Below are 8,844 nucleotides of genomic sequence, written 5' to 3'. Positions count from 1 at the left end.
CTGCCGATCTCGCGGAACTCGAGGTCGCCGACGGCGAGCGCGACGAGGTACGCCGGCACCGGCTGCGGCATCGAGAAGCGGTAGGTCCCGTCGGCGCTGCGCTCGACCGGGTTCTCCGCGCTCATCAGGGCGAGCAGCTCGGCCGGCACCCGCACGGTCGCGTCGTAGGTGACCCGCACGGCCGGGCTGTCCTGGCACGGGATCCACGTGCGGGCGAGGATCGGCTGGGCCTGGGTGAACAGGAACGCCTTGCCGGACGCGGTCTGCTGCGGCTCCAGCCACTGCATCGCCTTGGCCTCCGGGCTGGTCGCGTAGTGCACGACCACGTGGTCGGCCGTGCCGACCTCGACCGTCAGCGCGCTGCCGAGGACGGGGTGCGCCTCCCCCAGCTCGAACGGCAGGTCCGCTCCGTCGGCGCCGCGCACGGCGGTGACGTCGAGCTGCCAGGTGTCGAGCACCAGCTGCGTCGCCGCCGGGTCGCGGTGCTCGAGGTCGAGCGCGGCGCTCCCGCTCACGCGGTGGGTGTCGAAGTCGACGTCCAGGTCGAGCGAGAGGTGACGGACCACGACCTCGTTGGGTCGCGAGCGGGAGTGGGGGTCGGCAGCGAAGGAACGAGGCACCCGTCCAACCTAGTCGGCCGTGTCGGGCCCGCGGAAACCTCCGACCCAGCGACAATGGCGCGTGTGGAGAGCCAGCAGGACGCACCGGTGACCGACCGCCCCGCGCCGGCGGGAGCCACCGACGCCGTCCTCGACGAGCCGGTCGCCTCGGCGCTGAGCGGGCCGCACGCGCACCTCGCCCGCCGGGTGGGTCGCGCGGCGTCGTACCAGCGGGCGGTGGCGACCTTCTCCGCCGTCCCGCTCGACCCGACCGGCCGGGACTGGGCCGACCTGGCGACCCTGCTGGGCCCGGGACGGTTCGCCGACCTGTTCAGCCTGCCGGTCACGCCCCCGGCCGACTGGGAGCCGGTCTTCACGATGCCCGGCTTCCAGATGCTCGGCGACGTGGCCGCCCTCGCCGACGCACCCGCCGACCCCGCGGTCGAGGAGCTCTCGGCCGACGACGCGCCCGCGATGCGCGCGCTGGCCGAGGAGACGAAGCCCGGCCCGTTCTGGGAGCGCACCCACGAGACGGGCCGGTACGTCGGCGTCCGGGACGACGCCGGTCGCCTCGTCGCCATGGCCGGCGAGCGCCTGCGCCTGTCCGGCTGGACCGAGGTGAGCGCGGTCTGCACCGCGCCCGACGCCCGCGGCCGCGGCCTCGCCGAGCGCCTCGTCCGCGACGTCGCCGCCCGGATCATCGAGCGCGGCGACCGCCCCTTCCTCCACGTCGCCGCCACCAACACCGGCGCGATCCGGCTCTACGAGCGGCTCGGCTTCACCGTGCGGGCCGAGGTGGAGTTCCACGGGTACCGCGTGCCGAACGAACGAACGCCGCCTAGGCCAAAGCCGGAGCGAGAACGCAACTTTGTGACGGCCGCTCGCGATATGTTCGCTCGGACTGACGGGCACTGCGGCCCCACGCCACTCGGGTCGGAAGATGGAGCCATGAATGCGTTCGAACTTTCGGGACCTCGTGCGGTGGAGCGATCTGCCTGCAATTGACGACGTCGACTCGGTGTGGCGCTTCTCCCAAACGTTCAACGCCTACCTCACCCACGGTCCTGATCCCGAGACATTAACTGAGGCGTTGCGCCACGTCGTACCCGCCGATTTTGATGAAGGCCCCATTAATACCAAGGCGAGCACGGAGGATCTTCGGGCGGCTTTGTTCATGCTGGCCCGCGCTGCCAGGTTGGGCGACGACACCCTTGATCCGCTGCCCAAGACGTGGACCACGATCTTGAAGTCGTTGATGCGGCGTGCAGACGGTCCGTACCTCTGTGTCGAGCGCCCAGGGCAGACGTTTGGCTATGCCCCGACTGAGTTCGAACTCGCCGAAGGGATACTGCGATCGCCCCTCGACCTCGCACTACTCGCGACGCTCCACCTGCCTGCTGCGATCGACTCGGACCACCTCGCCTGGCTCGCGCTGACCAGCAAGCCAGAACTGGCCGTGCGGGACGCTTTCGGCGACCTCCTGCACCGTAGCCTTGGCACCGACGCGCACGTCACGCGCGAGTGGCGCCACACCGACCTTGCGGTTCTCTCAACCGATGGCCGTCCTCTCATTCTGGTTGAGGGCAAGGCTCTCTACGGATTCGACGTCCTGAACCCGAGGACCCTCGCGAAATACGTGGGCCTCGTCCGGAAGGACCTTGCAAAGGCGGCAGCCGTTGCTGTGGGCCAGCCCGACGTCGCAATCCTCGCGACGGTTCTCGTTGCATCACCCTTAACTCCATGGGCCGAATCAGCCGCGCCGGCGATTGCATATCAGTCTCAGAACGCCGCTTTCGTCGCCGCCGGCGCTGAGCGGCACCAGGAAGTGCGGGCGTTGATGTGGAGCGCGCTCCGTCCGCTCGGCGCCGTAGGCGTGGTGGACCTGGGCACCGGTACGGCATTCGACTCGTCGGTGAACGTCACGATGTTCGTCGTCCGCCCCACCGCGCAGGACGGGCGCACACGCAGACTCACGCTCCACGAGCGCTGGGCTCTCGACAGCAACGGGCCCTTCCACGTCGTGCCGGCGCGTCTGCAACCCGTCAACGAGACGAACGTTGGCGATACTCCATGACGTTCGACGGTCAGATCGCGGGAATCGGACTCGCAGCGGACCTCGCCGCTGCACTTCAATGAACCAGCACGGCCCGTACCGTCGAGACCCATCACGAGGGTGGCTACATCGCCGTTCGCCAAGAAGAGCGTCACATCGCTGCGTACTTCAACAAGAGCTTCGTCGACGCCGCTGTCGCACCCGGGCCAGTCGGCCGGCATCTCGGCGCGGCACCGGGCACTCGCCCTCGCATGGACCACCGCGACTCATTACGTCCGTGTGGGCGGAATGACCGGGCGCGCGAAGCGACCGCTCCTCGCCAAGTACGCCCGGGTCGCGGCGCGATGACCGCCCGATCCTGAGGCTTTCCCTCGGAAGGCATTTGTGTCGGACCCCCTTGGTGTGATGGGTCCATGAGCAGCCTCCCCGCCACCGAGCAGGTCCGCGCCTGGCGCGACCAGCTCGCTGGTGGGGTGGAGGCGGCCGACGCCGCTGAGCTCGTCGACCTGGTCGCGGCGCTGGAGGACCTCAAGTCCGCGGCGGCTGCGGCCCAGGCCCGGGCGACCGCGGCCTTCGACGCCCGACGGCGGGCGGAGCAGGCGGCGGCCGGGGTGTCGGCATCGCGGCAGGGGCGCGGGATCGCGTCGGAGGTCGCACTGGCCCGCAAGGAGTCACCGCACCGGGGACAGGTGCTGCTCGGGCTGGCGAAGACCCTCGTGACCGAGATGCCGCACACCCTGGCCCGGCTGGGCGACGGGTCGCTCAGCGAGTTCCGCGCGATGCTGCTCGCCCGCGAGACCGCCTGCCTCCAGGCGGAGCAGCGGGCGTTCGTCGACGAGGAGCTCTGCGCCGACCCGGCCGCGCTCGCCGGCGTCGGCACCCGGGAGCTGGTCGGTCGAGCCCGCCGCATGGGGGCAGAGCTCGACCCGGCCGCCCTCGCCCGGCGCGCTCGTCGGGCCGAGGCGGACCGGCAGGTCACCATCCGGCCGGCGCCGGACACGATGGCCTGGGTCACCGCGCTCCTTCCGGTGGCCCAGGCCGTCGCCGTCCACGCCACGCTCCGCCGCGACGCCGACGCCGCCCGCGCCGCTGGTGATCCTCGCTCCCGGGGCCAGCTCATGGCCGACCTGCTGCACACCCGCACCACCGGCGCCCCCGACACCGGTACGCCGGACGCGGCTCCTGCCGTCCCGCTCACCATCGACCTGGTCATGGCCGACACCGCCCTGGCCGGCGGGCACGCCCCGGCCGAGGTGGTGSCTGACGGCGTCGTCGCGGAGGTCGTCCCGGCCGAGGTGGCCCGCCTGCTCGTCTCGCGGGCGCTCGCCGCCGACGCCGCGGTGTGGTTCCGCCAGCTCTACCGCAACCGGCTCGGCCGCCTGGTCGCGATGACCAGCGTGCAGCGCACGTTCCCGAGGTCGCTCGCGACCTTCCTGGCGATCCAGGGCCACGGCACCTGCGCCACGCCGTGGTGCGACGCGCCGGTCCGGCACACCGACCACGTCACCCCGTTCGAGCACGGAGGCGCGACCGCCGCGACCAACGGCCAGGGCCTCTGCGAGGCGTGCAACCACGCGAAGCAGGCACCCGGCTGGCGCCAGGAGGTCATCTCACCACCGGTCGACAGACCCGAGGTCCGCACCGTCACACCGACCGGCCACGCCTACACCGCCACCGCACCGCCACCCGCCGGCTGGCGCGAGCCGCGCTTCGTCCAGGTCGGCCAGGGGCGCTACGGGCTCATCGCCTGAGCGATCAGGCCCTCAGCAGGCGAACTGGCGCCGGTAGTGCTGCGGGCTGACCCCGCGCACCCGCACGAAGTGGTGGCGCAGGGTGGCGGCGTTGCCGAAGCCGACCTCGGAGGCGATCCACTCGATCGGCTGGTCGGTGCGCTCGAGCAGCTCCTCGGCGGCGGCGACGCGCTGCCGGGTGATCCAGGTGTGCGGCGTCGTCCCGGTCTCGTCGCGGAAGCGGCGGGCGAAGGTGCGCGGCGACATCAGCGCCCGCTTCGCCAGGGCCTCGACGCTGTGGTCCTCGTTGAGGTTCTCCACGATCCAGGTGAGCAGCGGCGCGAGGGTGTCGGCGTCGCAGTCGGGCACGGCGCGGGCGATGAACTGGGCCTGTCCCCCGTCGCGGTACGGCGGCACCACGGCCCGGCGCGCGACCGTGTTGGCCACGGCGGCGCCGTACTCCTGCCGCCAGATGTGCAGGGCGGCGTCCATGCCGGCGGCGCTGCCCGCGCTGGTCACCACCTGGCCGGTGTCGACGTAGAGGACCTCGGGGACGACGCAGGCCTTCGGGTAGCGGCGCTGCAGCTCGTCGGTGTACATCCAGTGGGTCGTGCAGTCGCGGCCGTCGAGCAGCCCGGCCGCGCCGAGCACGAAGGCCCCGCTGCAGGCTGACATCAGCCGGGCGCCGCGGTCGTAGGCGGCGCGGATCGCGTCGAGCACGGCGTCGGAGGGCACGCCGCCCCGCGGGATCGCCGGGATGCCGACGAGGTCGGCCTCAGCGACGCGGTCGAGCCCGTGCTCGGCCTGGAGGCTGAAGCCCATCGAGGTCCGCATCGGGCGGTCGTCCTCGGCGCACACCGCGAAGTCGATCGCAGGGACGCCGTCGGCCGTGCGGTCGATGCCGAACGCCTCGCAGAGGATGCCGAGCTCGAAGGGGGCGACGCCCTCGTAGGCGATCACCGCGACGTTGGTCAGGCTCACCGGACCACTGTCCCACCGCGGTGGCAGGAAATCAACGCAGTACGGCTTTTCTGCCACTGGTGGCAGGTTCTCCACGAGAGCATGATTTCTGCCATGACCACGCTACTGCTCCTCCTGATCCTCGCCACCGTCCTCGCCGCCCTCGTGGCCTGGACCCGCCACGACGGGCTGGCCGCGCCGCGCCGGACCGCCTGGTTCGACTGACGCGCCTCGTGCCTGCGCACCCACCCGCCCCGAACCCACCCGTCCCGTACCACCGCCCGCACCACCGCCAGAACCGAAAAGCCAGAAGGCCCCGACCGTGAGGTCGGGGCCTTCTGCGTTGCTAGCGGGCTCTCACCCGGCAGGCGTGGTTCAGTTGCCGCCGGTGAGCTTCTCGCGGAGCGCCTGCAGCGCCTCGTCCGAGGCGAGCGAGCCGCCGGTCTCCTCGGCCGGGGCGGAGGAGTACGAGTTGGCCTCGCCGGCCTCGATCTCGGCCTTCTTGGCCTCGGCCTGCTGCTTGACGTGGGCCTCCCAGCGGGCGTGCGCCTTGGCGTACTGGTCCTCCCAGACCGCGCGCTGCTCCTCGAAGCCCTCGAGCCACTCGCCCGTCTCGGGGTCGAAGCCCTCGGGGTAGACGTAGTTGCCCTGCTCGTCGTAGGTGGCGGGCATGCCGTAGAGGGTCGGGTCGAACTCCTCGACGTCCGCCGCGGTGGCCGTCTCGTTGGCCTGCTTGAGGGACAGCGAGATCCGGCGACGCTCGAGGTCGATGTCGATGATCTTGACCATGACGTCGTCGTTGACCTGGACGACCTGCTCCGGGATCTCGACGTGGCGCTCGGCCAGCTCGGAGATGTGGACCAGGCCCTCGATGCCCTCCTCGACCCGGACGAACGAACCGAAGGGCACCAGCTTGGTGACCTTGCCCGGCACGATCTGGCCGATCTGGTGGGTGCGGGCGAAGTGCTGCCACGGGTCCTCCTGCGTCGCCTTCAGCGACAGGGAGACACGCTCGCGGTCCATGTCCACGTCGAGGACCTCGACGGTGACCTCGTCACCGACGGTGACGACCTCGGACGGGTGGTCGATGTGCTTCCAGGACAGCTCCGAGACGTGGACGAGGCCGTCGACGCCGCCGAGGTCCACGAACGCACCGAAGTTGACGATCGAGGACACGACACCCTTGCGGATCTGGCCCTTCTGGAGCTGGGTGAGGAAGCCGTGGCGGACCTCGGACTGGGTCTGCTCGAGCCAGGCGCGGCGCGACAGGACCACGTTGTTGCGGTTCTTGTCGAGCTCGATGATCTTCGCCTCGAGCGTCTGGCCGACGTACGGCTGCAGGTCGCGGACGCGACGCATCTCCACGAGCGAGGCCGGGAGGAAGCCGCGCAGGCCGATGTCGATGATGAGGCCGCCCTTGACGACCTCGATGACGGTGCCCTCGACGACGCCGTCGGCCTCCTTGATCTCCTCGATCGTGCCCCAGGCGCGCTCGTACTGGGCGCGCTTCTTGGACAGGATCAGGCGACCCTCCTTGTCCTCCTTCTGGAGGACCAGGGCCTCGACCTTGTCGCCCACCTGGACGACCTCGGACGGGTCGACGTCGTGCTTGATCGACAGCTCGCGCGAGGGGATGACGCCCTCGGTCTTGTAGCCGATGTCGAGCAGGACCTCGTCACGGTCCACCTTGACGATGGTGCCGTCGACGATGTCGCCGTCGTTGAAGTACTTGATGGTCTGGTCGATGGCGGCCAGGAAGTCCGCCTCGGAGCCGATGTCGTTGATCGCGACCTGGGGCGCGTTGTCGTCGTAGTGGCTCGAGAGCGGGGTCGAGAGGGTGCTGGTCATAGAGGAGGACAGTCCTTGGATGGGCAGATGTAGGTTGGCTCCCCGGCCCCTGCGAGGCCGGAGACCGGACCCCCGTCGGGGGCACGGGTCAGTGTCCTGCTGGACACAGACGTTCTAGGGTACCCGTCCCCGCGCACGGCGGTCCAACCGGCAGCACTACGCTCTCCCCCGTGCAGGAGTGGCCGCAACGCCCGGTGACCGCCCATCGACGCCACGCCGACGAGGACGAGTCGCGCAGCGCCAACGGAGCGGACTGGGACAGGTACGCCGACGAGTACCAGGCGACGCACGGCGAGTACCTCGGTGACGTCGGGTTCCTGTGGGGCCCCGAGGGCCTCACCGAGGCCGAGGCCGGTGTGCTCGGCGACGTCGCCGGCCGCGACGTGCTCGAGGTCGGCTCCGGCGCCGGGCAGTGCTCGCGGTGGATCCGGGACCACGGCGGACGGGCGTTCGGCCTCGACCTCTCCCACCGCCAGCTGCAGCACTCGCGGCGCATCGACGAGATGACCGGCGTCGTGGTCCCCAGCGTGCGGGGCACCGCGACCCACCTGCCCTTCGCCGACGCGAGCTTCGACGTCGTCTTCTCCTCCTTCGGCGCGCTCCAGTTCGTCGCCGACATCGACCGCGCCGTCGCCGAGACCGCCCGCGTGCTGCGCCCCGGCGGCCGGTTCGCGTTCTCCATCACCCACCCGACCCGGTGGATGTTCCCCGACGACCCGACGGCCGAGGGCCTGACCGCGACGCAGTCCTACTGGGACCGCACGCCCTACGTCGAGGTGGACGACGAGACCGGCCAGACGGCGTACGTCGAGCACCACCGCACGCTCGGCGACTGGGTCGGCCTGCTGGCCGGGCACGGCTTCTGCCTCAAGGTCCTCCTCGAGCCGGAGTGGCCGGCCGACAACGACCGGCCGTGGGGCGGCTGGTCGCGGGAACGCGGGGTCCTCACCCCCGGCACCGCCATCTTCGCCGCCGACCTGACCTGACCCCACCCGACTGGCCCGGTGGCCCGTTCCGACCAGTGCGCCCGGGACCTTGGTCCCGGCCCGGAAACCCCGCACCTACGGGCGATCCGGCGTTCGTGACCACATGTGAGCCCGTCGCGGCCGCAGGGGTGTCCAACTTGCACTCGAGGGGCCGCGGATGCCTGATCATCATCAGCATGTCGTTCGCCCACCTGTCGCGCCGCACGGCGCTCACGGTGACGTCGCTCGCCACAGCGACGTCCCTGGCCCTCGCGGTCCCCACGTCCCCGGCCTCGGCGGCCCCGCTGCCTGCGCCCTTCGCTGCCGACGCGCACGCCGACCTGGTCAGCCTGCAGTCCGACCTGGCCAGCTTCCCGCTCGCCAACGTCTACGTCGGCCACGCCCGGGTGCAGACCGACAGCGAGGGCGGCCTCGTCGACCCCGAGGGCGGCCAGCCCGTCCCGGCCGACGCCCGCGTGCACGCGGAGAGCTCCAACGTCGACGTCCAGCTGCTGGGCGACAACCCGACCATCCAGGCCGACTCCACCGAGGCGGTCGCGCCCGAGCCGACCGACCCGCCGCGGGAGGAGCTGCTCGACGTCCCGCTGGCTCCGCTGGCCGACGTCGGCGTCATCCACGGCGACGTCGCCACCTCGGCTCGGCCCGCACCGACACCGCGGGGATCACGC

Annotated in this window: 7 protein-coding genes and 1 pseudogene; 5 read left to right on the top strand and 3 right to left on the bottom strand. The window is 71.4% G+C overall.

What is annotated here, in order from left to right:
- Window positions 1–620, bottom strand: a pseudogene (locus L615_RS23810) (aminopeptidase); the annotation flags it as partial.
- 63 nt (window positions 621–683) lie between these two features.
- Between L615_RS23810 and L615_RS12600 the strand changes: the two are divergent.
- From L615_RS12600 to L615_RS12590, 3 genes are all read left to right on the top strand, one after another.
- Window positions 684–1,604 carry a GNAT family N-acetyltransferase gene (locus L615_RS12600; protein WP_261376672.1) on the top strand — a complete coding sequence of 307 codons (921 nt, stop codon included), beginning with the start codon at window positions 684–686 and terminating at the stop codon, window positions 1,602–1,604.
- Entirely contained in the window at window positions 1,552–2,673 is a 1,122-nt protein-coding gene (locus L615_RS12595) for a hypothetical protein (RefSeq protein WP_145725277.1), read from the top strand. Before L615_RS12600 ends, L615_RS12595 begins: the two co-directional genes overlap by 53 nt.
- A gap of 392 nt (window positions 2,674–3,065) precedes the next feature.
- The gene (locus L615_RS12590) at window positions 3,066–4,403 is read left to right on the top strand and encodes an HNH endonuclease (RefSeq protein ID WP_145725276.1); all 1,338 of its coding nucleotides are present in this window, start codon (window positions 3,066–3,068) and stop codon (window positions 4,401–4,403) included.
- 12 nt (window positions 4,404–4,415) lie between these two features.
- Here the strand turns inward: L615_RS12590 and L615_RS12585 are convergent, their stop codons facing one another.
- Together L615_RS12585 and rpsA are read right to left on the bottom strand one after the other, a co-directional pair.
- Window positions 4,416–5,363: a helix-turn-helix domain-containing protein gene (locus tag L615_RS12585; RefSeq protein WP_028654350.1), complete on the bottom strand. Its 948-nt coding sequence runs from the start codon at window positions 5,361–5,363 to the stop codon at window positions 4,416–4,418.
- Between the two features lie 354 nt (window positions 5,364–5,717).
- The gene (rpsA, locus tag L615_RS12580) at window positions 5,718–7,190 is read right to left on the bottom strand and encodes a 30S ribosomal protein S1 (RefSeq protein WP_028654351.1); all 1,473 of its coding nucleotides are present in this window, start codon (window positions 7,188–7,190) and stop codon (window positions 5,718–5,720) included.
- A gap of 170 nt (window positions 7,191–7,360) precedes the next feature.
- Between rpsA and L615_RS12575 the strand changes: the two genes are divergently transcribed.
- Both L615_RS12575 and L615_RS23325 read left to right on the top strand, forming a co-directional pair.
- On the top strand, window positions 7,361–8,176 hold the full coding sequence (locus L615_RS12575) for a class I SAM-dependent methyltransferase (protein ID WP_084254887.1): 816 nt from the start codon (window positions 7,361–7,363) through the stop codon (window positions 8,174–8,176).
- A 176-nt stretch (window positions 8,177–8,352) separates the two neighbouring features.
- On the top strand, window positions 8,353–8,844 hold a 492-nt coding region (locus tag L615_RS23325; protein WP_222430537.1), incomplete at its 3' end, for a hypothetical protein.

The organism is Nocardioides sp. J9, from assembly GCF_007829375.1.
Classification (GTDB): domain Bacteria; phylum Actinomycetota; class Actinomycetes; order Propionibacteriales; family Nocardioidaceae; genus Nocardioides.
The sequence above is the reverse complement of the archived record's forward strand: the minus strand, read 5'-3'. Positions and strand labels throughout refer to the sequence as shown.